The sequence below is a fragment of the Microbulbifer mixtoriginis (SeqCode) genome (assembly GCF_052467235.1).
Map to the genome: position 1 here is coordinate 4,395,837 of NZ_CP174305.1, position 23,829 is coordinate 4,419,665.

The 23,829-nt window shown below is 50.0% G+C and carries 18 protein-coding genes; 14 read left to right on the forward strand and 4 right to left on the reverse strand.

All coding sequences use genetic code 11. From position 1 onward, the window contains the following. Positions 1–52: 52 nt before the first annotated feature. Positions 53–994: a thioredoxin-disulfide reductase gene (trxB, locus tag ACJJIO_RS19295; RefSeq protein WP_444909493.1), complete on the reverse strand. Its 942-nt coding sequence runs from the start codon at positions 992–994 to the stop codon at positions 53–55. 401 nt (positions 995–1,395) lie between these two features. On the opposite strand from trxB, the gene ACJJIO_RS19300 reads away from it, so the two are divergent. From ACJJIO_RS19300 to ACJJIO_RS19335, 8 genes are all read left to right on the forward strand, one after another. Next, positions 1,396–2,433: a class I SAM-dependent methyltransferase gene (locus tag ACJJIO_RS19300; RefSeq protein ID WP_444884724.1), complete on the forward strand. Its 1,038-nt coding sequence runs from the start codon at positions 1,396–1,398 to the stop codon at positions 2,431–2,433. A gap of 98 nt (positions 2,434–2,531) precedes the next feature. Then, complete coding sequence (locus ACJJIO_RS19305) at positions 2,532–4,874, forward strand: DNA translocase FtsK (RefSeq protein ID WP_444909494.1); 2,343 nt, start codon at positions 2,532–2,534, stop codon at positions 4,872–4,874. Positions 4,875–4,960: 86 nt separating this feature from the next. Further along, complete coding sequence (lolA, locus tag ACJJIO_RS19310; RefSeq protein WP_444886324.1) at positions 4,961–5,575, forward strand: outer membrane lipoprotein periplasmic chaperone LolA; 615 nt, start codon at positions 4,961–4,963, stop codon at positions 5,573–5,575. Then, positions 5,568–6,911 carry a replication-associated recombination protein A gene (locus tag ACJJIO_RS19315; RefSeq protein WP_444909495.1) on the forward strand — a complete coding sequence of 448 codons (1,344 nt, stop codon included), beginning with the start codon at positions 5,568–5,570 and terminating at the stop codon, positions 6,909–6,911. The genes lolA and ACJJIO_RS19315 overlap by 8 nt, the downstream gene beginning before the upstream one ends. A gap of 19 nt (positions 6,912–6,930) precedes the next feature. Next, complete coding sequence (crcB, locus tag ACJJIO_RS19320) at positions 6,931–7,305, forward strand: fluoride efflux transporter CrcB (protein WP_444884728.1); 375 nt, start codon at positions 6,931–6,933, stop codon at positions 7,303–7,305. Between the two features lie 55 nt (positions 7,306–7,360). Next, positions 7,361–8,644, forward strand: coding sequence for a serine--tRNA ligase (gene serS / locus ACJJIO_RS19325; protein WP_444909496.1), 1,284 nt, complete (start codon positions 7,361–7,363; stop codon positions 8,642–8,644). Between the two features lie 90 nt (positions 8,645–8,734). Next, positions 8,735–10,126 carry a siroheme synthase CysG gene (cysG, locus tag ACJJIO_RS19330; RefSeq protein ID WP_444909497.1) on the forward strand — a complete coding sequence of 464 codons (1,392 nt, stop codon included), beginning with the start codon at positions 8,735–8,737 and terminating at the stop codon, positions 10,124–10,126. 93 nt (positions 10,127–10,219) lie between these two features. Beyond that, positions 10,220–10,483, forward strand: coding sequence for a hypothetical protein (locus ACJJIO_RS19335; RefSeq protein ID WP_444909498.1), 264 nt, complete (start codon positions 10,220–10,222; stop codon positions 10,481–10,483). A 131-nt stretch (positions 10,484–10,614) separates the two neighbouring features. On the opposite strand, the gene ACJJIO_RS19340 is transcribed toward ACJJIO_RS19335, so the two are convergent. Next, positions 10,615–12,972 carry a penicillin acylase family protein gene (locus ACJJIO_RS19340; protein ID WP_444909499.1) on the reverse strand — a complete coding sequence of 786 codons (2,358 nt, stop codon included), beginning with the start codon at positions 12,970–12,972 and terminating at the stop codon, positions 10,615–10,617. Between the two features lie 294 nt (positions 12,973–13,266). Here ACJJIO_RS19340 and ACJJIO_RS19345 point away from each other — a divergent pair, with 294 nt between their 5' ends. The 4 genes from ACJJIO_RS19345 (at position 13,267) to ACJJIO_RS19360 (ending at position 18,748) form a co-directional block, all read left to right on the forward strand. Next, positions 13,267–15,813: a TonB-dependent receptor gene (locus ACJJIO_RS19345; protein WP_444909500.1), complete on the forward strand. Its 2,547-nt coding sequence runs from the start codon at positions 13,267–13,269 to the stop codon at positions 15,811–15,813. A gap of 188 nt (positions 15,814–16,001) precedes the next feature. Then, positions 16,002–17,285: an ergothioneine biosynthesis protein EgtB gene (egtB, locus tag ACJJIO_RS19350; protein ID WP_444909501.1), complete on the forward strand. Its 1,284-nt coding sequence runs from the start codon at positions 16,002–16,004 to the stop codon at positions 17,283–17,285. A gap of 1 nt (position 17,286) precedes the next feature. Next, positions 17,287–18,255 (forward strand): L-histidine N(alpha)-methyltransferase, encoded by a 969-nt coding sequence (gene egtD / locus ACJJIO_RS19355; RefSeq protein WP_444909502.1) that lies wholly within the window; start codon positions 17,287–17,289, stop codon positions 18,253–18,255. Positions 18,256–18,277: 22 nt separating this feature from the next. Then, the gene (locus tag ACJJIO_RS19360) at positions 18,278–18,748 is read left to right on the forward strand and encodes a DUF411 domain-containing protein (RefSeq protein ID WP_444909503.1); all 471 of its coding nucleotides are present in this window, start codon (positions 18,278–18,280) and stop codon (positions 18,746–18,748) included. Positions 18,749–18,799: 51 nt separating this feature from the next. Here the strand turns inward: ACJJIO_RS19360 and ACJJIO_RS19365 are convergent, their stop codons facing one another. Next, positions 18,800–20,047, reverse strand: a complete 1,248-nt coding sequence (locus ACJJIO_RS19365; protein WP_444909504.1) for an ArsB/NhaD family transporter — start codon at positions 20,045–20,047, stop codon at positions 18,800–18,802. Between the two features lie 117 nt (positions 20,048–20,164). Between ACJJIO_RS19365 and ACJJIO_RS19370 the strand changes: the two genes are divergently transcribed. Both ACJJIO_RS19370 and ACJJIO_RS19375 read left to right on the forward strand, forming a co-directional pair. Continuing rightward, a complete protein-coding gene (locus ACJJIO_RS19370; RefSeq protein WP_252081771.1) occupies positions 20,165–21,379 on the forward strand; it encodes an MFS transporter in 1,215 nt (404 codons plus the stop codon). A gap of 189 nt (positions 21,380–21,568) precedes the next feature. Next, complete coding sequence (locus ACJJIO_RS19375; protein ID WP_444909505.1) at positions 21,569–22,555, forward strand: hydrolase; 987 nt, start codon at positions 21,569–21,571, stop codon at positions 22,553–22,555. 45 nt (positions 22,556–22,600) lie between these two features. Here ACJJIO_RS19375 and ACJJIO_RS19380 read toward each other — a convergent pair whose 3' ends face one another. After that, entirely contained in the window at positions 22,601–23,659 is a 1,059-nt protein-coding gene (locus tag ACJJIO_RS19380; protein WP_444890195.1) for a methyltransferase domain-containing protein, read from the reverse strand. Positions 23,660–23,829 lie beyond the last annotated feature (170 nt).

Below are 23,829 nucleotides of genomic sequence, written 5' to 3' on the forward strand. Positions count from 1 at the left end.
GGGTCTGAGGAGGCCCGGGTAGCCTTGAGGCTACCCGGGTGAGAAGCAGTTGTTAGGCGTCGAGGAAACGCTCGGCGTCCAGGGCTGCCATACAGCCGGTGCCAGCGGAGGTGACCGCCTGGCGGTAGATGTGATCAGATACATCGCCAGCTGCAAACACGCCGGGCACAGATGTCTGAGTGGCGTTACCCTCCAGGCCACTTTGCACGATGATATAGCCGTTATTCATTTCAAGCTGATCTTTAAAGATGCCGGTATTGGGCTTGTGGCCAATCGCGATAAATACACCGGCGGCCTCCAATTCCTTGGTGGAGTCGTCCTGGGTGCTGCGAACGCGCAGGCCGGTTACTCCGTTGTCATCACCAAGAACCTCGTCGAGGGTGTGGTGAAAGCAAAGTTTGATATTGCCGTTTTCCACCTTCTCCATCAGGCGATCCTGAAGGATTTTCTCGGCGCGAAGCTCGTCACGGCGGTGGATCAGGGTAACTTCACTGGCGATATTGGACAGGTATAGGGCCTCTTCTACTGCGGTATTACCACCGCCCACAACGGCTACTTTTTGATCGCGATAGAAGAAACCGTCACAGGTCGCACAGGCACTGACACCACGACCCTGGAAGGCTTCTTCAGACGGTAGGCCCAGGTATTGAGCTGAGGCACCAGTGGCGATGACTAGGGCGTCGCAGGTATAGGTTTCATTGCCCTTCAAAGTGAATGGGCGATTGTTCAGATCTACAGACTCGATGTGATCAAAAATAATCTGGGTGTCGAAGCGCTCGGCGTGTTGTTGCATTTGCACCATCAGGTCGGGGCCCTGCAGCTCGGGGATGCCACCGGGCCAGTTTTCAACTTCTGTAGTGGTGGTCAACTGCCCACCCTGTTGCATACCGGTAATAACAACGGGATTCAAGTTTGCGCGGGCTGCGTAGATGGCTGCTGTGTAGCCTGCGGGGCCAGAACCGAGAATAATCAGTCGATGATGGTTGTTGCTCATGAAACTCTCTTTAAACCTGTCTGTGTGCAAAGTTTACCCAGAGAACTGGGAGTCCACCTAGCCGGCCATATTTTGATCAGCCAAAGCTATTAGATTGGCCGATATAATAGGCGATAGTGACAATTCGACGAAATAGTTTGCCTCAATTTATGCCATTGGAAAGTGCTATTTAGATCGCTGCAGCGAGTCGACCCCGCTCTCACTATCCAGAAACGACATCAATAATTGAGAATAATTCATTGTTTTTATTGAATAAATTGCGATTTATTTGATGTGAAGTCCGCTCGGTACGACTTATAAAGTATTTGTATTTGGTCACAAGAGGGCTCGGAGGAGGTGTTTTCATCCTTTTGGTAGTTAGCCAAATTTGGGATGCATAACAACGGCCAAAGGGCGAAGCCATGAGGCAGGGCAGAAAAATAGTACCGTTGAATCTGGGCAGCAATTTGATTGGCCACCCCACATTTACCTTCAGTCTCAGTAATGAAGCACAGGTATTTGTGTCGGAAATCCTGGATGACACTTTCTCCTTGAGGCTTTCTGTCGATTTAGGGCCTGATGGTAGCCATATTGCCAGTTTGCATGGCCCTCCAGATTTAGTGGAGTTGTTCGCATCCCTGAAGCTGCAGGTCAGATGCGATATTGTGGCGGATGGGTACAATGTCCTTTCCCATGATGCTTTAGATGCCTTCGTGGCTTCACCCGAGTCGAAAGCAAAGCTACTCGAAGCGCTGGATCTCAGAGAGGGAAATAAAGTACTGGATTTAATGAGCGGTAGTGGCGCGGTCAGCCAGTTGCTGTTGGAGTATGGTGATAAAAAGTCAATGGGGCTCGCCCTCAGTATGTGCGATACCCACCACTCCCAGCTCAAGCGTATCAACTCAAAAGTGCGTGAAAGGGTTGTCGATGTTACTGTGGGTGATGCCAGGGCATTGCCTTATGAAAAGGAATCTTTTGATGCGGTGGTACTCAAAATGGGGCTGCACGAAGTGCCCCAGTTGGACCAACCGCTGGTAATGAGGAATGTCTTTCGGGTCCTGAAGCGAGGGGGGCGTTTTATTATTTGGCAATTGCTGCCGGCCTCCGGTGTGATACAGGATGTGTTTACAGATATCGTACGAAAAACCAGCATGTTGGCTGGTTGCGAATCTCAAGCATTCAACCGCTACTTCCCCAGGCAGGACCAGATATCCTGGCTGTTTAAAAGTGCTGGGTTCAGAGGGTGTGAGGAAATATTTCAGGCTGAATTCACTTACAGCACCCGAGCAAGCCTGGGGGCCGAGCTGGGTGGAGACTCCAGCAAACTAGAAATACTGAACAACTTTGCCCGCGACAGAGTGCCCCAAGAGATAAGAGATTCGCTGTGTTGGCGGGATACTGGAGAGGATATCTCCCTTAAGATCCCGGCTTGTATATATCGCACATACAAACCAGCATAAATCAAAGATAATTAGGCCACAGAGGAAATCGCTCAAGTAGCGATTTCCGTTTGTTACAAGTACCAGAAAGCAACAGCAAAGAATATTGAGGTAAGCCATTGAAGGCCGAAAGCGCAACCGGAGAAAATTCTGAAAAGAGCGGTGCATTGCCGGATTCACTCGTCGCCCGTTTGGTCCGAGAGGGGGCGTTAATCTGCCTGCTGGCAGGGGCACTATTAATGGCTATCAGCCTGCTCAGTTACGATTCCCAAGATCCAGGTTGGTCCCATACCGGGCAGCTAGGCAAAATTCACAATGCCATTGGTCCTGCAGGCGCCTGGCTCGCCGATGTCTGCCTTTCTCTATTGGGTTGGATGGCCTATCTGTTTCCCCTGTTGATTGGCTTGCGTGCTTATAAAATCTTACGCGACCGCAATGCACGTTTCCATGCTCCCCTGTTTGCGCTGAGAGTCTTTGGTCTGTTCCTTCTGTTAATTAGTGGTGCCGCTTTGGCCACACTATGTTTTTCTCCCGCTGACGATCCTCTGCCTTTCACCAACGGCGGAATCATTGGAGACGCGCTATCAAGTTCTCTTCAGGGAAGTCTTGGTTATGTTGGTGGGACCATTTTATTGTTGGCGATTTTTGCCATTGGTGTGACGATATTCACTGGCCTTTCCTGGCTCAAGTTGGCCGAGTCCATTGGTCGTAATGTGTTAGGGCTTATCGCCTGGTTGAGCAGTTACTACAAGCAATGGCGCCTGAAGCGCACAGAACAGCGCGTGGCGCGGGAAGCCATAGTCGTGCGCAAAGCTGCAGTGGAAGAAGAGAAACAGCGCACCGCCAAGCGAATTCCCCCCAAGATTGAAGCGGCTCCAGTAAAGCCCAAGCAGAGCCCCCGTGCGTCTAAAGAAAAGCAAGGCGAATTATTCAAGGGCGGGCCTGTTACAGGAACATTGCCACCTTTAGGCTTGCTTGATCCTTCCGATCAAAATAAGAAACCGGGCTTTTCCCGGGAATCCCTCGAAGCCCTGTCGCGCTTATTGGAGCTGAAGCTTAAAGATTTTGGTGTGGTAGCCGAAGTTGTATCGGTATTGCCCGGTCCTGTGGTAACCCGCTTTGAGATCCAACCGGCGCCGGGTGTAAAGGTGAGTAAGATTTCAAACTTGGCCAAAGACCTGGCCCGATCTTTGGCGGTTATCAGTGTCCGCGTAGTGGAGGTGATCCCGGGGAAATCGGTGGTGGGTATTGAGATTCCCAATGAAAATCGACAGATGGTACGTCTTAGTGAAGTGCTGTCCGCCGATGTCTATGAGAATGCCAAATCCCCCCTGACATTGGCACTTGGGCACGATATTTCCGGCCAACCGGTAGTGGCCGATCTCGCCAAGATGCCCCACCTCCTGGTTGCCGGTACCACTGGATCTGGTAAGTCTGTGGGCATCAATGTGATGTTGCTCAGTCTTTTGTACAAGTCTACTCCGGATGAGGTTCGCCTGATCTTGGTGGATCCAAAGATGTTGGAGCTATCGGTGTACGAGGGTATTCCCCACTTGCTCACTCCGGTGATCACCGATATGAATGATGCGGCCAACGGTTTGCGTTGGTGTGTGGGCGAGATGGAGCGTCGTTATAAATTGATGGCGGCGATGGGAGTGCGCAATCTAGCGGGCTTTAATCGCAAGATAAAAGAGGCAGAGGAAGCTGGTGAGCCGATTTTAGATCCACTGTGGGAACCGGATCCTGCTTCCAGCGTTCCGGCTGAAGAGCAAACCGCTCCTGCACTTAAGGCACTGCCCGCAATCGTGGTTGTTATTGATGAATTTGCCGACATGATGATGATCGTTGGCAAGAAGGTGGAGCAGCTGATTGCCCGTATCGCACAGAAAGCCCGTGCTGCGGGGATTCATTTGCTGTTAGCTACTCAACGACCCTCAGTGGATGTGATTACCGGATTGATCAAGGCCAATGTGCCTACCCGTATTGGCTTCCAGGTTTCTTCCAAGGTGGACTCCCGCACAATCCTAGACCAGGGCGGTGCCGAGCAGCTGCTCGGTCACGGCGATATGCTCTACCTCCCTCCGGGCAGTGGGGTACCAGTGCGGGTTCATGGCGCCTTTGTGGACGATCATGAAGTGCATAAAGTTGTCGCGGACTGGACACGGCGCGGAGAACCCGAATATATCGACGGCATTGTTGATGACAGCAACAACAGCATTCCAGTGCCTGGCCTGCAGTCTGAGGGCGGTGATGAAGATGACCCTGAGGCTGATGCTCTTTACGATGAAGCGGTTGCCTTTGTCACGAAATCACGCAAAGCGTCCATCTCTTCAGTTCAGCGCCAGCTTCGCATCGGCTACAATCGCGCCGCGCGAATTATCGATGCCATGGAGGCTGCCGGAGTCGTTTCACCGGCGGGGCATAATGGCAACCGTGAGGTACTGGCTCCGCCTCCAGCCTAAATAAAGAGGGGCGGCGCCATCCAAAGTTAAGCTGCGGTTCACTTCCCGCTGACTAATCTTTAGGGAAATCAACATACTGGAAATCGATGATGAAGAATATTCTGCGCAACTTCCTGCTGGTATTGACCGTTGCGAGCAGTGCAGTCTGGGCCGATGCTACAGAAGAGCTCGGCAAACTCCTGCAACCGTTGTCTTCCCTTTCCGGAAACTTTAAGCAAACGCTGATTGATGAGCGCGGTAAGGTATCTCAAAAAAGCAATGGTAGTTTTTCAGTACAGCGGCCAGGCAAGTTGCGCTGGAAAACCGGCGAGCCATACGCCCAGTTATTGGTAACGAATAATAAAACCCTTTGGCTCTATGATCCGGATCTTGAGCAGGTCACTATACGTCCGGTGGATGAGCGTATGAAAGAGACCCCAGCTTTACTACTCGGCGGTAAGGTTGAGGATATTCGTAAATCATTCGATGTGGCTTTAAAGGACGGTATTTATCAGCTGACGCCAAAAAATCCAAAGGCGCCGTTCAAGTCTATGGAAATCCGCTTTGCTAAAAATGGTCTGCCATCTGCTATGAAAGTGCGCGACAGCATGGGGCAGAGCACGGAGATTGTTTTCAACAGTTTGAAAGCAAACCCGAAACTTTCCGAGTCCATCTTTAATTTCAAGCCGCCCGCTGGTACAGACATAATCAAAGATGAGTGACCTGTTTCAAATCCCGCAACGGCATCAGCCGCTGGCCGCAAGAATGCGGCCTAATTCTCTGGCCCACTATGTGGGCCAATCGCATTTATTGGGGAAGGGAAAGCCGTTGCGGGAAGCGGTTGAGCGCGGCCAGTTACACTCAATGATTCTGTGGGGACCACCGGGCGTCGGTAAAACCACATTTGCCCGGCTGTTAGCCGAGGAGTGTGATGCGCGCTTTGCTACTCTCTCAGCGGTGTTGGCGGGGGTGAAGGATATTCGGCAGGCAGTAGCAGAGGCCGAGCAACAGCGCATGCAGTCAGGCCGCAATACCATTCTTTTTGTCGACGAAGTACATCGTTTTAATAAGGCGCAGCAGGATGCCTTCTTGCCCTATGTAGAAGAGGGCACGGTGACTTTTGTTGGTGCTACAACCGAAAACCCGGCTTTTGAGCTGAACAACGCCCTCTTATCCCGCTGCCGTGTGTATCTACTGCGCAGTATTCCCGAAGAAGATCTTATCGGGCTGCTTGGGTATGCGCAGCAGGCGGATGATCAACTGCGCGAGCGCAATGTTCATATCCCGGAAGAGGTTTTGGCTAAGATTGCCCGCGCGGCCGATGGGGATGCGCGCAGTGCCCTGAACCTGCTGGAAGTCGCCTGCGATTTGGCCAGGGAAGAGGGCGGTAGGTTGCTGGTCGATGAGGATGTGCTCAGTGAAGTGCTCAGCGCCGACGTGCGTCGATTTGACAAGGGCGGTGATTATTTTTATGACCAAATTTCCGCCATGCATAAATCGGTACGGGGTTCAGACCCCGATGCCGCGCTTTATTGGTTTGTGCGCATGCTCGATGGTGGTTGTGATCCCTTATATGTTGCCCGCCGGGTAGTGCGAATGGCCAGTGAAGATATTGGCAATGCCGACCCGCGAGCATTGCAATTGGCTCTTAATGCCTGGGATGTACAGGAGCGTCTCGGTAGTCCCGAAGGAGAGCTGGCCATTGCGCAGGCAATTACCTATCTTGCTGTCGCGGCGAAAAGTAACGCAGTTTATAGCGCTTATAAGCGTGCAGTGGCGGATGTGCGCCGTGATCCCAGCTACGAGGTGCCGGTGCATTTGCGCAATGCCCCCACGAAGTTGGCGAAAAGTTTGTCGCATGGGGCCGAGTACCGCTATGCCCACGATGAGCCAGATGCTTTCGCCGCGGGGGAAAACTACTTCCCAGAAGAAATTGCGGACAGAGAGTATTACCAGCCGGTTCCCCGTGGGCTGGAGTTAAAAATTTCCGAAAAGTTGCAAGTGTTGCGCAGGCTTAACAGTGAGAGTGAGCAGCAACGTTATAAGAAGAAACCATAAGGATTTAAGGTAAAAGACCATGCAGTGGCTGGCCATCGCCATAGGTGGTGCCTTGGGGGCAATACTTCGTCACCAGATAAGCGTCTGGAGCTATCCGGTATTCAGTGGGAAGTTCCCGCTGGGTACATTGATCGTGAATGTGCTTGGATCATTTTTGATTGGCATCGCCTACATTTTGATCACCCATAGAGCAATGCTCGGAGAGGAGTGGCGCCTGCTAATCATGACAGGAATGTTCGGTGCACTGACCACCTTTTCCACTTTCTCCCTAGAGAGCTTGATACTGTGGCACAATGGCCAACCTTTGATGGCCCTTGGCTATATTGTCGGCAGTCTCATTTGCTGTCTGGCGGCCACGGGAGCCGCAGTCGCCTTAGCGACGCGTTATTTTTAACCAATATTTATTTTAATTCTGTTGTAGGAGCCTGATTACAGGCGAACTGGAAACGATGCTCGATCCCAAACTGATTCGCACGGATATGGACCAAGTGGCCGCGGCCCTGAAAAAACGCGGTGTGGAACTGGATACTGCCAAACTGGAAGCCCTCGAGGAGCGCCGTAAAGAGCTGCAGGTGCGCACCGAGAGTTTGCAAAACGAGCGCAATAGCAAGTCGAAAAATATCGGGCGAGCTAAGGCCGCCGGAGAAGATATTGCTCCGCTGCTCAAAGAAGTCGAGTCCCTCGGGGGCGAGTTACAAAATGCCAAGCAGGCGCTGTCTGAGTTGCAGGAAGAGTTGGATTCGATTCTGTCCGCAATTCCCAACCTGCCGGATGCTTCGGTGCCCGAAGGCGAGAGCGAAGATGACAATGTGGAAGTACGTCGCTGGGGCCAACCCCGTAGCTTCGATTTTGAGATCAAAGATCATGTAGATCTCGGCTCCCAGCTCGGCGGTCTCGATTTTGAGATGGCGGTAAAACTTACTGGATCGCGCTTTGCTGTGATGTCCGGTGAAGTAGCGCGTTTACACCGTGCTCTCGCCCAATTCATGCTCGATACGCACATTGAGGAGCATGGTTATAAAGAAACTAACGTGCCGGTGATCGTCAATGGTGACTCCCTGTATGGAACCTCGCAGCTGCCAAAGTTCGAGGAGGATTTGTTTAAGCTGACCGATGAGCGTGGCTTCTATCTGATTCCGACAGCAGAAGTGCCTCTCACTAATATGTATCGTGATCATATTGTCGAGGACAGCGATTCTTTGCCGCACAAGCTGGTCGCGCATACAACCTGCTTCCGTTCTGAGGCCGGTTCACACGGCCGCGACACTCGCGGCATGATTCGCCAGCACCAATTTGAAAAAGTGGAATTGGTGTGGGCGGCGCGCCCGGACCAGTCCGAGGAAGCGCTGGAGACCCTTACCAAAAATGCTGAGGCGATCCTGCAAAAGCTGAACCTGCCTTACCGCACTGTAGTGTTGTGTGGTGGTGATATTGGTTTCGCTGCGCGCAAGACTTACGATATCGAAGTCTGGATTCCCTCTCAGGACAAGTACCGCGAAATCTCTTCCTGCTCCCTGGTGGGTGACTTCCAGGCTCGCCGTATGAAGGCGCGTTGGCGCAACCCGGAAACCGGCAAGCCGGAATTGTTACACACACTGAATGGCTCCGGCTTGGCAGTAGGGCGCACCTTGATTGCAGTGCTGGAAAACTACCAACGCGAGGATGGCAGTATCGAGGTCCCTGAAGCGCTGCGCCCCTATATGCGTGGTCAGGAAGTAATCTCCGCTGCCTGAGCGCAGTGACTTAAAAGGGCGAACGTTATGTTCGCCTTTTTTCTTTTCTGGGTAAAATACTACCCGACTGCTTGTTTGATGGATTAATCAGTGCGTTATCTCCCTCTTGCATTCGATGTAAAAAATCGCCCCAGCTTAATCGTTGGCGGAGGCTCCATTGCCACACGAAAGGCCCGCTTGCTGCAAAAGGCAGGGGCTCGGATTCTGGTGGTATCCCCGGATATCACGGAAGAATTACACCGGATTGTGGTTGACTCTGATGGAGAGTGGCATCGGGTAACATATTCTGTTGAGCATTTGGATCTAGCCGATTTGGTGATTGCGGCAACGAGCAGCTCTGAGGTCAATGGCTGTGTATCCAGGGATGCGCAGAGGCGCCGCTTGCCGGTAAATGCAGTGGATGCTCCGGAATTGTGCACTTTTACTTTCCCTGCAATTGTCGAACGTGGCGATCTATCCATCGGGATCAGTAGTGGTGGTGTGGCCCCAGCTCTCGCCCGCCGCATTCGCGCCCAGCTTGAGGCATTGCTTTCCCCTGGGCTCGCATCACTGGTTGATTTCGCTTCGCGTATGCGCTCACAGGTGAAGCAGGCGTTGCCGGAGGCGCGGCGTAAGAATTTTTGGGAATGGGTCTTTGCTGGGCCTGTTGCCCGTCGGGTGGAAGCGGGTCAGCTGGCAGATGCAGAGAGGGAATTCTTGGACGCGTTGCAAGATTGGCAGGGGAGCCCCAACCCGCTTGGAGAAGTTTATTTGGTTGGGGGTGGCCCCGGAGATCCCGATTTATTAACTTTCCGCGCGTTGCGACTAATGCAGCAAGCGGATGTGGTGCTGTACGACCGCCTGGTTTCTCCAGAAGTTATGGACTTAGTCCGAAGAGATGCCGAGCGTATTTATGTCGGCAAAAAAAAGGCATTTCATGCCGTACCCCAGGATGATATCAACCAGTTACTGGTTGATCTGGCCAAGCAGGGAAAGAAAGTTCTGCGCCTGAAAGGTGGTGATCCCTTTATTTTTGGGCGTGGTGGAGAGGAGATCGACAAACTGGCCGACGCCTCAATTCCTTTTCAGGTGGTACCGGGAATAACCGCTGCAGCGGGGTGTGCCAGCTATGCGGGGATTCCGCTGACTCATCGCGATCATGCGCAGTCGGTACGTTTTATTACGGGCCATCTAAAAGAAGGTAGTCTCGATCTGCCATGGAATGAGCTGGCTTCCGGTAGCCAAACCCTGGTTTTTTATATGGGATTAACGGGCCTGCAAACAATATGTACAGAGCTGGTTCAGCATGGCCTACCGACAGCCACGCCGGCGGCGCTGATTGAAAAAGGCACTACCAAGGCACAAAGGGTGATCATCGGTGATCTCAATACGCTTCCCGCTCTTGCCCAAGAAAAGGCTGTACGGGCGCCTACGCTCACCATTATTGGTGGTGTGGTGGGGTTGCATAAAAAACTCAGCTGGTACCAATCCAGCGAGCACTAAATGGGCTTTGGCAGGCTAATTATTATTGTGCAGGCCTGAAACTACCTAGGTAAGACCTATACTGAGAAGGTCTTTCCGTCAGGTATTTGTGTCATGCTGCTGACGATAATTTGCTTTTATTGCACTAATTTTGTGCGATTCTTTCTTCCGCAACAGCCCGAGTTTCCACAAATTGGCCTATTAAGTCACGACTCCCGCCGCTATAAATACCAATATCGCCAAAAGAAGGCGTTGGTACGCTGGCTATGGATAGGCGTTTCTCTGGTTATGCTGTGCTTTCCACTTTTACCTTTAGTGGTTGGCCTAGCTTTTTTTACCACCTTCCTGTCATTCGCTATTCTGGATGAGACTGCCTGATATCTGTTTCCAATGGTTAATCTAAAAATCCTGTCATGAGCATTAGCGGCACAGGCTTGTGCCGCAGCGAGTGTGGGTGGGGATAGGCCTGAATAAATTTTTTATCAGTATTTTCAGTAAAGTTACGGTAGTTATTGCAGCCTGAGCTGATAGCGGCTCTCTCCCTCAATAAAAGAGGAGGGGTTTCCCTCGACCCAATCTTCATGGCCTTTGTCAAAAAACGGGGATAACGGGTGACTACTTTGCCCTGTAGCCATATGAAAAATACTCTGCTCTTCGCGCCCAGGGGAGATAACCATTCGCTCGGAGGCACCATGGGTTGGTGATTGGAAGCGGGGCATGTGGGTGTCTCCTGACAATTGGTCCTTGGGCATGGCGGTAAACCAATCTATGGCCGAGACTGCTCTTGCCAATGGGTGTCGAATGGAAGCCGTGTTTTGTTCACCCCAGGTTTGCTCTAATAGCGGGAGCCCGCCCGTCGACATCTTATCTAGTACTTGGTTAAGTGCAGATAGCTTCAGGGCTGTCCAGGATTCAAAGTCGGGGTTAAGTAAATGTTGAGGTTCTTCTTGAGCAAGAGTCCAGATCGGATACTCAAATTGGCGTTTTAATTGACCGAAGGAAAAGTTCGGTTGGGTTTTTCGCATAAATGTAAGAATAGGGGCGGTACTAAGCTCCATAAACTTTAAGCGATAGTTGCGCACAATTCGGTATCCAGCCGAGTCAGCGCTGGCGCGTCCGCCCCAATCTCGAACGAGTTTGTAGGCTTCGTCATAGCCTTCCCGGTCATGTAGAAGTTCTGAGAGGTGTTGCTGCCATCGCTGAAGAAAAATAGCGCGATCATCCAGCTGTATATCTAATAGTGCTTGTTCATCAAATTGTTGGTGGGCAAGTAGGCTGTCGCGAATCTGCTGCTGGCGGGCACCGAGAGCATAGCCATGGTCGCCCATGATCTTAAGCCAGTCGCCGCTCAGGGTGCGGGCATTTGCGCTCCAAAGGCGGTGGTTGTCTGGGTTGTAAATTCGTGGCTGTTCCACCACAGTAAGGTAGCCGTCCCAATATGTTGTGCCCTCAGCCCAACTTACTGAACGGCTGCCATCAAAGCCTATACGCTTGGGAATGGGCCCAGCGATTGTCCAGCCAATATTGCCTTCTTTATCGCCTACAACAAAATTTTGGTGGGGGATGCCGATGTCCGGGCCCAGCTCTAATGCCTCGCTGGCGGAGGTAATAAATTCCATCCGTAGCAAGTTCATATTGCCACCGGAAATATCGTGGGCAACCCAGCGATAGGCGAGGGGGGTTCCCCGGTGGTCTTTACCGATAACAGGTCCCCAGATGGTTTTTTGTATCATTACCGTTTCATCTTCGGCACCTTTTACTTTTATGGTTTCCTGTTCGATAGCGAGATCTCGCCAGCCGTCTGGAGTCAGATACTGGGTGGCATCAGAGTTTAATTCCAGTGGAATAAGGTCACCCCAATCTGCTCCGGTATTGGTAAAGCCCCAGGCAACTGCGCCGTTGCTACCTGCTACCACAATTGGGCCTCCTGGCAAGGTCACACCGCGGATACTTCTTTCAGTTCCAGGAATATTCCAGCCCGCACGAAACCAGATATTGGGTACAGTAAGTCCCAGGTGCATGTCATTCGCGAGTATGGCACTACCATGTTCTGTTAAAGCTCCCCCAACAACCCAATTGTTACTGCCGTAAACTTTGTCATCACTCTGCATGGCTTGATAGGCAATGGGATCGTTTTTATCCAGTAATGAGGAAATAGGCGTTTCTGGAATACTATCGAGAGATTCCGCTTCGCCAATTAGAGGGGCATCCCAAATGCCCCCGGCGGGAAAGAAGAAAGCATAGAGATCTTGGGGTAACAGATCCGCTAAGGCGGTATCGCGCCGCTCAAACTTGCCCTCTTCACTTTGCAATGTTAAGTACATGCTAAAGGTTGTCAGCAGGCTGTCTGCTGCGTTCCATGGCCTGGGCTCTTGCCCCAGAAGCAAATACTCCCAGGGTTTAGCGTTCAGATACTGCAGGCCAAAATTTACCCCTTGAACATAGTGGTTGAGAAGTTGGCGCTGGTCTTCAGGCATTGCCGCAATATTCCTTTCTGCCCGCTTGCGAAACTGGTGTCTACGGACCTTTTTATCTTTCTTTAGTGCGGCAGCTCCTACCAATTCAGACAGCTCACCGGCGGAGCTTCGGCGCAACAGGTCCATCTGGAAAAAGCGCTCCTGGGCATGTAAAAAGCCCAGGGCAAAAGCGCTACTATTGCGGTCATCGGATTGAATAATTACTACACCCTGCTTATCCCGGTGAATTAATGCAGGTTCTAGTAGTTGCCCTGTGACAATACTTCCTTCGAGTGATGGCAGGCTTTGTCGCCACCAACCCCAGACTGCGAGAAGAGTGAGTGCTATGAGTGCCGAAATGACAACGAGTAAGGGCAATACACGACTTTTTAAATAAGACGAACGCACCATAGTTTTTCCCGTATAGCGGTTAATGAAATGGACGTTGGTAAAATCGGACCTTATAGAATCCGTAAATATATAAGTTACTAGAGAACACACCTTAGTAACTTTTCGTGACGATAATAGATAGCTATTTTCGCCGATTAACCTGTCTTTTCGCGCAATCCTTCACAAAACTGACCAGTCATAAGAAAAAGGTCATGTCGGGGTTTTAAATCCAAAAAGGCGACCGTAAGATGGCGTGGAATAACAAAAATAAAAAACCAATACATCACGCTGTATAACAATAAATGCGAGGACGCGATGATGCACGATGTTGGTAGCACCGTAAAAAACCGTCAATTTAACCTCTCTATCCTCTCCGGCGCTATTGCCTTCTTTACAGCTGTGAGCGCTAATGTTCAAGCTGCAGAAATTGAAGAAGTTGTAGTTACGGCACAAAAGCGAGCGGAAAACCTACAGGAAGTACCGATCGCGATTTCCGCATTTACTGGGGAAAATATAAAAGAGTCGGGTGTCAAAAATCTCACGGATCTAGGCCGGTATACGCCTGGTGTCGAGATGCACAACGATACCGCTTTGCAGCCAACATACAGTATCCGCGGTATTCAAACCAACGACTGGACCGTGGGATCCGATCCGGCCGTTGCTGTTTATGTGGACGGTGTCTACACCGGTCGCGGTGCAGGCGCCGAAATTCCCCTGACGGATATAGAAAGAGTGGAGGTTCTGAAAGGCCCACAAGGTACGCTTTTTGGGCGTAATGCTACGGGTGGGGCCATTCATATTATTACCACCAAGCCCCAGGCAGATAATACCGTCGAGCTAAGTCTCACCGCTGGTAATTATGGCCGCCAGTCCTCCGATCTGCTTCTCAATCGCCAGCTAACCGATACGCTTTCCGCTCGTTTCTCCGCATCCACTAACCGCCGAGACCCCTTTGCGGATAATTTGGCGGGTGGTTTTTCAGTAGGGGATCAGGATACCCAGACCTACCGGGCATCTGTTTTGTGGGAGCCTGCGGAAGATATTGAGGTGCTGTGGCGGGCAGACTATGGCGTAATGGATCAGGGTAGTGCGTTGCGCACAACTATTGTGCCCAGCCTAAAAGAGGGAACCGATGTATTCGGGGACTACGCTCTGGATACACCAACCATTGAAGATCGAGATTCTTTCGGCACTTCCCTGACCGTTAGCAAAGAGTTCGATAACTTTACCCTTACCTCGATCACGGCTTATCGAAAGTTTGATGCGCACCTGCAGCAGGACGAGGATGGCACAGCCAATCCTGACCATATGTTTGGGTCTGCGAATACAGATGACCAAAGCCAGTTCTCGCAGGAATTCCGTCTCAACGGCGCTACCGACTCGATTAAATGGACTCTGGGAGCCTCATACTCCCAAGAGGAGCTGGACCACACAACTTACGCTTATTTCACAACCGGTTCTGTTGAATCTTTTGCCGTTTACGAAGGTATCAAAGAGAGTTTTCCAGAATTGACCCAAACAGAGCAGGAAGACCTGGCGGTTATGAATCGGCAGTTATTGCAGTCGATGGGACTGGAAGGCGTTGCCAGTGCGACTTTTGTCTATGACTTGATGTTGCAAAGTGGCCAGGTGGATGGGTTACTTCATGCGCTAGGAGCGCCGGTAAGTGGCAGTATGCTCAGGGCGGATCAGGTTGTAGAGCAGATGATGGCAGGCTTCCAGCCCTGGATAGCTTCTGATGCCCCTTGGAACGAGAGTGTGCGCAACACTGGTGATTATCGCTCTACAGCGCTCTATGGCGATATGACCTGGAGTATCACCGACAAAATGGATCTGACGGTCGGTGCCCGCTACACCTACGATAAGAAAGATTTCACTATCCAAACCGCCTATGGCAACAGTATCCCGCTGTCATTGTCTGGCGGAGACGTGGATCTCCTAGATGAAAATGGCAATAAAGTCGGCAGCATCACACTACCAACAGTTGATCTGGGCTCACAGCTTTTTGGCATCGCCTTTTATAACAATGGTCAAACAGAGTTAAATTCCAAGCTGAGTGATAGCTGGAGTGATATTTCCGGCCGCATCGTGCTCGACTATCGCTGGACTGATGAGATGATGACCTTTATCTCCTTGGCGGATGGTTTTAAGGCCGGCGGATTTAACAGCCTTAACTTTGGTCCAGGTGTGGAATCCTCATTTGATCAGGAAGATGTCGTCAATTTGGAAGTGGGGCTTAAGAGTAGCCTGTTTGATAACCGCGTGCGTCTAAATGCGTCTGTATACACCTATGAGTATAAAAACCTTCAGGAGTTGGATCTGGTCGGTTACCCAATCCCCAGCTACAACCTGAGAAATGCCGACGCTGAGGGGACCGGTGCCGAGATAGAAGTGCAGTGGGCCGCCACCGATAGTCTGTTCATTGCCGGTAATTATTCATACTTGGACACTGAATTCACAGACTATCAAATTATTACGGCTATTGGTGAAACCGAGGAAGACTCCAAGGTTGGTCAGGCCAGGGTTTCCACTCCCGAAAGTAAGCTCAACCTGATGGCTGAGTACACAGTGGATTTAGCTTCAGGTGGAGAGTTTGTATTCCGTGGAGATTATAACTGGACGGATGAGCGCATCGGCTCCATCACCGATAGAACCCGCATCGTGGATGATTATCAGTTATTTAATCTACGTGCTGCTTGGAATAGCGCATCGGATAACTATTCAGTAGCCCTTTGGGTGCAGAACTTAACCGATGAGGAAATCGCTGGGGGTTATGGTGGCACTGGTGCTGCGATCGGGGCGAGCCCGGCATGGCGTTTTATGCCGAGAATGTATGGCGCAGATTTTACTGCACGATTTTAATTCATTATTCATGTCAGCATGACGAGAGTGTGGGCCGGTTATCCGGCCCTTTTTTTTGCATGAGTTTTTCTTAATTGAATAAAGTGGCGTGGATTAGGTCGTGTAGTTCTGCAAGCTCTTAGGAATACGCCTAAAACTGCGTATGATGATTTCAATAGAACTGAATTCTATCGTAGTTGATAATTGATATGACAATATTTGCAGGTGAAGTATCTCTGGAAGAGTTACAGCAGCGGGTTCTTTTAGCTTATCAAAGGGTGCGGGGGGAGACAGAGTGTCTTGCTGCACCTTTATCTGTCGAGGATATGCAGCTGCAGTCGATGCCGGATGCGAGCCCAACCAAGTGGCACCTGGCGCACACCAGCTGGTTTTTTGAAACATTCTTACTCGCTCCTTACCTCCCCAATTACCAGCTCTTTGACCCGCATTTTCACCATCTTTTTAATTCCTACTACAACAGTTTGGGTACCCCATACTCCAGACCGCAAAGGGGGGTAATCTCCAGGCCTGGAATTGAGCGCATCTACGCCTATCGCCAGTTTGTAGATACGGCAATAGAACAGCTGTTAGATATAGCCCCCATTACTTCAACCATTAGTGCTTTGCTGGATCTTGGCCTCAATCATGAGCAGCAACACCAGGAATTACTGCTGACTGATATCAAGCATGCTCTATCGATGAACCCAATGGCACCTGCTTATTGTGATAATACTCACGAAGAAGAAGCTGAGAGTGTTGCTGCACTTTGCTGGCTGGAAATACCCGGCGGATTCTATGGTATCGGTAGTGATGGGGAGGATTTCTTTTTTGATAATGAAGGGCCTGTACACCAACAGTTTCTGCCCGACTTTTCAATTGCTTCACGTTTAGTCAGTAACGCTGAATATCTGGAGTTTATTGAGGATGGAGGCTATCAACAGCATCGCCTGTGGTTGTCGGATGGTTGGTCACTGGTGCAAAAGAACGATCAGAAACATCCTTTGTATTGGCGTGAAACGAAGGATGGTTGGCAGCAATATACGTTACATGGATTACAACCGCTGAATGGTTTTGAACCTGTGCATCACCTTTCTTTTTATGAGGCGGATGCCTTTGCCACCTGGGCCGGTAAAAGACTGCCAACAGAATTTGAGTGGGAGGCAGCGGCTTGTCACTTGCGACAAGTAAATCAGCTTGCCAGTGCAAACTTGTTGGAAAAACGTAATCTGAAGCCCTTGGCGGCTCAAAATGGCCATACCCAGTTCTTGGGGGATCTGTGGGAATGGACTTCTAGTGCTTATTTGCCATACCACGGTTTTAAGGCCCACAAGGATGCAGTTGGCGAGTACAACGGCAAATTCATGTGTAACCAGAAGGTCTTGCGCGGAGGATCCTTCGCAACCCCGTCTGATCATATCAGAATCAGTTACAGGAATTTCTTTTATCCACATCAAGCGTGGCAATTTACCGGTGTCCGATTGGCAGGAGACTAAAGTGAAAGCAGCCGTATCGTCAGTTATTGAGAATCAACTCCAGAATAATGAATTCCTGGGGGATGTTTTGGAGGGGTTAGGGAGAAAAAGAAAGACATTGCCCTGCAAATACTTATACGATGAAGTTGGTTCACGCCTGTTTGAGGAAATCTGCGATTCACAAGATTACTACCTGACCCGAAATGAGGCGGATATATTTACAACCTATCGGGATGAAATTGCTCAAAAATTTGGACCTGAAACACTGCTGATAGAGCCAGGTGCAGGGAATTGTGAGAAGGTAGAAGAGCTTCTTGATGCTATGGATTCCCCAAGGGGCTACTGCCCAATAGATATTTCTCCCGAGATTTTACTGGAGGCAGAAAAACGGATCAAAAAGAGTTTGCCGGAAGTTCAGGTGTGGAGTGAGGTGGGTGATTTTTCCCATTCTGAGGTATGGAATAAGCTTATTCATGTTTCCTCAAGAAAAAAAGTTATCTTCTTTCCGGGGTCCACAATAGGAAATTTTGAGCCATTGGAGGCGGAGCGCCTCTTGAAGTTGTTTGCCTCGAATCTTGGTGCTGGCGATGGCTTATTGATTGGTACAGACCTGGTTAAGGATTCTGTTATTTTAGAGCGAGCCTATAACGATAGTGATCACGTTACTGAGCGGTTTAATCTGAACCTTCTGCAAAGGATCAATGTTGAGCTAGGAGCAAACTTTGATCTTTCTCTATTCGCGCATCGAGCATTTTACCACCCGTTACGTCAGCGAGTGGAAATGCACTTGGTTTGTCTAAAGAACCACAGTATTTCTATAGCGGATACATGCATAGACTTTACTGAAGGGGAAACAATTCATACTGAAAATAGTCACAAGTATTCAATTGCTGGATTCAAGAGTTTATTGACCCGCAGTGGATTTGAGTCCGTTTGCTTTTGGCAGGACCCTGCTAAGACTTATGTGATTCATTACGCTCAGGCTATTTAAAATTTTAATAAAGAGGTGGCAGTTGAAAAGGGTTTTTTTATTGCTTCTATTTGCTATCGTACTAGTTGGTGGTGCTGTCGCAGAAAGCGGTGATGACGCTGCGGGACTTATTGTTTATAAGCATCCTTTATGTTTTTGCTGTAAAAAATGGATGGCGCACCTAAAGGAAAAGGACTTCACGGCCACCTCTGTTTTTAAAGTGAATATGCAGGAGGTTAAACGTAAATGGGGTATTCCTAGAGGAATGGAAGGCTGTCACACAGCGGTATGGCGCGATCAGTATGTTTTTGAGGGGCATGTTCCGGCTATGTATATCCAGAATTTCCTGGCCTCACCACCAGAGGGTAGTGTGGGGCTAATAGTTTCAGGAATGCCGGTTGGGAGCCCGGGAATGGAAAATGGTGAAAAATTCGAACCTTATAATATCTATCTGTTGCTCCAAAATGGCGATTACCGTTTATACGCGCGTATAGAGAAACCTAAAAAAGCTTAAGTATATCTAAATGGCTTCTTTATGACTCACTACTGTAGGTTTTGTTGCTGTTTACTGCCAGGATGCAAACCAGAGAATCCAGATATAACTTATCAGCACGCTTATAAAACTGACTGGCAGCATCAGATAAAAGAATTGCCAGAAATTAAAGGGCTTTACCCCGAACTTCTCCGCCTGCTGTAGCACGATAACATTACTGGCCGCGCTAATAATAAACAGGTTGCCGGCAACTGTTGATATGGCGGAAAGCATCATTAAGGTTTGAGGGTCTCGTTGATGCAAAAGGTTAAGGTAGATCTCTACTACTGGTACATTGGAGAATAGCTGGCTTGCAAAGAAGCTGACAAAAGCTACGGTCTCTGGTTCTGCTAAATCAATATTGCCCATTTTCAGGAAGTGCTGGAGAGAGCCAGATTGTAGCAGTGATCCGGTTACTACAAACATAGAAACAAAGAAGAAAAGAGTGGGCCAGTCTACCTCTCTTAATATCCTTCTGCGCTCATGGCTGGCCAAATATATCGGCAAACAAGCGGCTAGCCCGATTTGCCCAATACTTGGGTGATATATGCCATCCACGTTGTGTAGGATACTGGCAAGGACAATAAAGATTAATAATAGGGCTGCAGATAAAAGTGCCGGCCACTTTTGTGCAACCTTTTCCGTCTCCCTGTACTCTTTGCTAGCTTCGTAATTGATTATATCGCTGGTTTTGAAAAAACGTTTCAGCCATAACATGGACAGAAACATAGTGATGATAGCGGGTACAAGAGTCCACTGGGCAAAAACGACAAACATATTGTCGAAGTTCCCGGCGTTGGCAATCAGTATATTTTGAGGATTGCCTACGGGGGATACCATGCTGCCAATTGTGACTGTTGCACAGAGTGTAATCAGGAGTGGAATCAGTCCCCATTTCATATTCCGCGCAAGTACAATTGCAATGGGTACACCGATTACAGCAGCGGCATCATTGGTAAGAAGGGCTGCACAAATTGCCATTACGAGGATATAACTTGTTAATACAAGACTTGGATGCTTGATTGAAAGAATCCGGTGGCTGATTTGTGCGGATATCCCTGTGTCGTACAGGGCTGAGGCAATAGAGAAGACCGAGAATAAATATAATATCAGATCCCAATCTATGGCCCAGAAAGCCTCTCTAAAGGTAATTTGACGCATGAGCAGTAAAGCGATCGCACCAAGGGTCATAATATGCCAGATGCGAATCGAGGAGGGGAGCCACTGCCGGGCAGCAATCATTAAGAAGATGATCGCCGATACTATCAGGCTAAGGGACATTGGTGCAGCCTCGGATGTCGTCTCTGCTTACTGCTACTCTGAAAATCATTCTCCACTTCTTTTATTTGGTGTCAGGGCATCCACCTGGGCTGATAAATCCCACGAGAAGACTTATTTATGAGTTTAAACAAGCCTCTTCTTTTTACGAACTTCTTCGCGGGAGATGTGGTTGCAGGTTTAGGCCCCTACTTGGCGATATACCTGTTGTCAGCTATGCACTGGCAGCCAGGGGAAATTGGCATCGTTTTAGCTATTGGTGGTATCACCACGGTTTTATTGCAAACGCCCGCTGGGGCTTTTATTGATAGCACCCGCTTAAAGCGCATGCTAATAGCAACTTGCGGTATCATTATTGCGATTGTCTCTATCGCTATTGTCGCACTGGCTAATCACAAACCTGTCATTTATGGCTCCCAGGTGTTAATGGGGGCGGCTATTGCTTTCGTGGCTCCCTCTATTGCTGCCATTACTCTGGGAGTTTGTAGTGATAAGACTTTTACATTACAGACCAGTGCTAACCAGGCGGCCAATCATGCGGGCAATGTATTTGCTGCGGCGATTGCAGGAATTGTAGCGCTGACGATTGCTGCGGAGGGGGTTTTCTGGTTGATGGCCGTTATGGGCGTATTAATGGCTATCTCAGTTGGCTTTATTCCTGCCCATTCAATTGATCATATTCGAGCTCGGGGAGGTGAACGGCGTGATGCTTCGGGAAAAAGGGAGCCCGCCGGTTTTTCTGTATTGCTTACCGATAAACGCCTAATCGCTTTGGCTGTGAGTGTCTTTCTATTCCATTTTGGCAATGCGGCTATGTTGCCTCTGGTCAGCCAAAAGCTGTCACTCAATTCGAATGTGAACCAGGCTATTGCTTTTACCTCTGCCTGCATAATTGCTGCGCAATTCTGGATGATGTTGATGTCACTATTGTGTGCGGCCAAAGCCGATGCCTGGGGACGTAAAGTAATCTTTATGATCGGTTTTTGTATTAACCCTATTCGTGCGCTCTTGTTTATGTCTACAGATAACCCTTTCTTTTTGGTGGCTATACAGTCGTTGGACGGTGTGGCCAACGGCATCTTTGGGGTGATCATCATTCTGATGTGCGCCGATCTTACTAAGGGTACGGGACGCTTCAATATTACTCAGGGAGCCATGGCTGCTTTGGTGGGTATTGGTTCTGCCTGCAGTAATTTCTCGGCAGAATATGTTGTTCAGTACTTCGGCTATAACGCCGCGTTCTTATCGCTGGCGGGAATTGCCACTATTGCCGCAACCTTCTTTCTGATCTTCGTGCCTGAAACCATGTCCAAAGCTAGGGTTCAGCCGCAGTAATAACACACGATACCCGTCGCCTATCCCAACATATGTCCTCACAGGTTATATACTGATGATATTCGCGCAATACTTTCGAGGGACAGCTACCCCTCATGCTTCGCGAAGCCAGCTCTGCTAGGTCGCTATATAGAAGTGCCTAAATTGAGCAGAGTAGGGCAGGTAAATAGCAATAGCGGAACCCGGCATATGACTGATCAGTTTATCCCCGCCACAGGTCTTGGAAACTGTCATATTCAAACCGTCTTTGGCCGTGTGCATCGCCCAGCTCCATGGATAGAAACCCAGTGCCGTTGGTATGAAACACCGGACGGGGATTGTCTCGCACTACTCACTCCTCGCCCTTTGGTTGATGACCCTGAACTCCCATTAGTCTTGATTCTCCATGGTCTAGGTGGCTCGGTGGCTTCTCCCTATGTCCAGGGTATGATGGAATCCTTACTCGCACGCCACTACCAGGTTGCTGTCATGCACTTCCGCGGTTGTGGGGGTGTGCCAAACAGGCTGCCCCGGGCATACCACAGCGGAGATAGTGAGGATCCACGTTGGTTGGTAGAACAGCTGAGGGGGGAGTTACCCCTGACCCCAATTACGGTGGTGGGTTACTCGTTGGGTGGCAATGTACTGCTTAAGATGCTGGGGGAGGATGGAACCTGCAGCCCGGTGGCTGCGGCGGTGGCGATATCTTCTCCAATGGATCTCCATGCGTGTAGTCGCAAGATTAATACTGGCCTTTCCAGACTTTACCAGCGCCATCTTTTGAGTTGCCTGCGCCTCACTCTCAAACAAAAGGCGCAAGACCCTTGTATGGCGGCAGCTCTGCCAAATGTGGATGATGCAACCGTCTTTGCCAACTTCCGGCGCTTTGACAACACTTTTACCGCGCCCTTGCATGGGTTCCGGGATGTTGATGACTATTACACCAAGGCATCTAGCAAGCATCTTTTACGGGAAATTGGGGTGCCAACGATGATCGTAAATTCTGTGGATGATCCCTTCGTTTGTCCATCGGCTATTCCCGAGAAGAGAGAGGTGAGCTCCATGGTGCAGTTAGAAGTCACTTTACAGGGGGGGCATGTGGGGTTTGTTGGGGGTTCTGTGTGGCGGCCGAATTATTGGCTCGAACATAGAGTCCCTAAATTTCTCGACTGTGTTATTCGGCGGAATAGAGCCTGAATACTCGGCGTCGCTGTTGCGACGCTGAGTAGTTGGGTCAGACGGTTAGCAACACTGGCTACCAGTGTTGCTACTGCTTATTGAAGGGTTAGTAGCCCCCTCAGAGAAAGGCATCTCTCGACCGCAACCGGGAAATAAACCGAAGTGCTGGGAGAAGTCACCGATAAAGTCAAAGTGGGGAGCTAAGCGCGTTTCTGCCAGCATTTTCCACGTATTACCGCAGACAGAAAACACACGCCCCTTCTCAATCCGGTGGTGCCCATCCAGTACAAATTCAGTCGGTTGTTCTGGAATGCTCCCCTTATAAACCACAGCCTGGCCGTAGTCTTCACAGTCCTTTTCCAAGCCTGCCAGTTTGAAAAGACGGTAGCTGGCGGAGTAAAAGCGAACACTGCCACAGCGGGCAAGCAAAAGCGCATTGGTCACTTCCAGTGGGCGACTTTCCACCAGGCGGCTGTCGCGGAAGCCGCTGGCCTGGGCCAGTTCGAGGAAATCGTTCCAGTAGAGAGCGCCACCCAGGCACTCGCCGATGAGTTCCGGATCTGTGCGCAGGGTGTCAGGGACACGCCTATCGGCATACACATCGGAAAAGTAAAACTCCCCACCTTCCTTTAATAATTGATATAGGCCTCGTAACACGGCCCCTTTGTCGGTAGAGAGGTTCACGACACAATTGGAGACAATAACATCGAAACTACCCGGTTCCAGGCCGAGTTCATCCAGTTTTTCGATATAACCATGCAGAAAGGTGACGTTGTCATAGCCAAACTTTTCCGCGTGATAATCCTGGTGCTGGCGGGCAACTTGTAGTTGCTCATCGGTCATGTCGATACCGACCACTTCACCGCTTGCTCCCACGAGTTGGGAGAGGAGGTAGACATCGCGACCTGAACCACAGCCAAGATCGAGAACCCTGCAGCCTTCTAAAAGCGGGGGGCAAACGAGCCCGCAACCGTAATAGCGGGATAGGACTTCTGGATGTATATTGGCTAGTAGCGGCTTCAGCCAACTTGGCACCGCACTGGCATCGCAGCAGGCATCAGTTTTGAGATCTGATGTGCTTTTTAGCTGGCGTCCGTAGTAGTCCTGAACAATATCATGCATGGAGCATACCTTTCGCAGAGTGATTTTCCTTTCGGGCGCTGGGCGCCATTCGAGGGTTATTTTTTACCTGTCCTTTCTTTTTGTAACAAGCCTCGCTGCTTCACGACTAATAACTTTGTGATTGTGTTGTTAGTACCGGCAGGGGGAATTAAGTTGCCTTTTGGTGTCAG

What these genes read in the sequence shown, in the direction of transcription:
- ACJJIO_RS19345 (WP_444909500.1), top strand. Translation starts at nt 13,267, where the DNA reads ATGATGCACGATGTTGGTAGCACCGTAAAAAACCGTCAATTTAACCTC.
- ACJJIO_RS19340 (WP_444909499.1), bottom strand. Translation starts at nt 12,972, where the DNA reads ATGGTGCGTTCGTCTTATTTAAAAAGTCGTGTATTGCCCTTACTCGTT.
- ACJJIO_RS19375 (WP_444909505.1), top strand. Translation starts at nt 21,569, where the DNA reads ATGACTGATCAGTTTATCCCCGCCACAGGTCTTGGAAACTGTCATATT.
- egtB (WP_444909501.1), top strand. Translation starts at nt 16,002, where the DNA reads ATGACAATATTTGCAGGTGAAGTATCTCTGGAAGAGTTACAGCAGCGG.
- ACJJIO_RS19335 (WP_444909498.1), top strand. Translation starts at nt 10,220, where the DNA reads ATGCTGCTGACGATAATTTGCTTTTATTGCACTAATTTTGTGCGATTC.
- serS (WP_444909496.1), top strand. Translation starts at nt 7,361, where the DNA reads ATGCTCGATCCCAAACTGATTCGCACGGATATGGACCAAGTGGCCGCG.
- ACJJIO_RS19370 (WP_252081771.1), top strand. Translation starts at nt 20,165, where the DNA reads ATGAGTTTAAACAAGCCTCTTCTTTTTACGAACTTCTTCGCGGGAGAT.
- ACJJIO_RS19365 (WP_444909504.1), bottom strand. Translation starts at nt 20,047, where the DNA reads ATGTCCCTTAGCCTGATAGTATCGGCGATCATCTTCTTAATGATTGCT.
- trxB (WP_444909493.1), bottom strand. Translation starts at nt 994, where the DNA reads ATGAGCAACAACCATCATCGACTGATTATTCTCGGTTCTGGCCCCGCA.
- lolA (WP_444886324.1), top strand. Translation starts at nt 4,961, where the DNA reads ATGATGAAGAATATTCTGCGCAACTTCCTGCTGGTATTGACCGTTGCG.
- ACJJIO_RS19315 (WP_444909495.1), top strand. Translation starts at nt 5,568, where the DNA reads ATGAGTGACCTGTTTCAAATCCCGCAACGGCATCAGCCGCTGGCCGCA.
- crcB (WP_444884728.1), top strand. Translation starts at nt 6,931, where the DNA reads ATGCAGTGGCTGGCCATCGCCATAGGTGGTGCCTTGGGGGCAATACTT.
- ACJJIO_RS19380 (WP_444890195.1), bottom strand. Translation starts at nt 23,659, where the DNA reads ATGCATGATATTGTTCAGGACTACTACGGACGCCAGCTAAAAAGCACA.
- ACJJIO_RS19300 (WP_444884724.1), top strand. Translation starts at nt 1,396, where the DNA reads ATGAGGCAGGGCAGAAAAATAGTACCGTTGAATCTGGGCAGCAATTTG.